A 254-nucleotide genomic window follows, 5' to 3' on the forward strand; every position below is an offset into this window, starting at 1 on the left:
TGGCGCGGCAGGCGAAAGAAGGTCATCGTGCTCTCGATGGTTTCCTCCGCCCACGTCGTCAGTCGTGGGTAGCGGCCCGACCATTTGGCAAGCCACGCGGCGAGATCGGCCTTGGCCTCGGCGAGATTCCAGGCGCTTGTTGATGGCCGAGATCGATGAGGCCGAGAAGGCATGACCGCACAGCTCTTCAGTGATCGCCTTGACCTTTCGGGTCGACACGCCCTGCACATACATTTCCGACAGTGTCGCCACCA

General features: G+C 61.8%; 1 protein-coding gene and 1 pseudogene. Both read right to left on the bottom strand.

Translation table 11 applies throughout. The annotated features are described in order from the left end of the window. The coding region (locus O7B34_RS32085; protein WP_442921028.1) for a transposase at positions 1-173 on the bottom strand (173 nt) is incomplete at its 3' end. Next, a pseudogene (locus tag O7B34_RS32315) lies at positions 127-254 on the bottom strand (transposase); the annotation flags it as partial. The gene O7B34_RS32085 and the pseudogene O7B34_RS32315, both read right to left, overlap by 47 nt.

The sequence above is a fragment of the Mesorhizobium sp. Cs1299R1N3 genome, assembly GCF_037179625.1.
Lineage (GTDB): Bacteria > Pseudomonadota > Alphaproteobacteria > Rhizobiales > Rhizobiaceae > Mesorhizobium > Mesorhizobium salmacidum.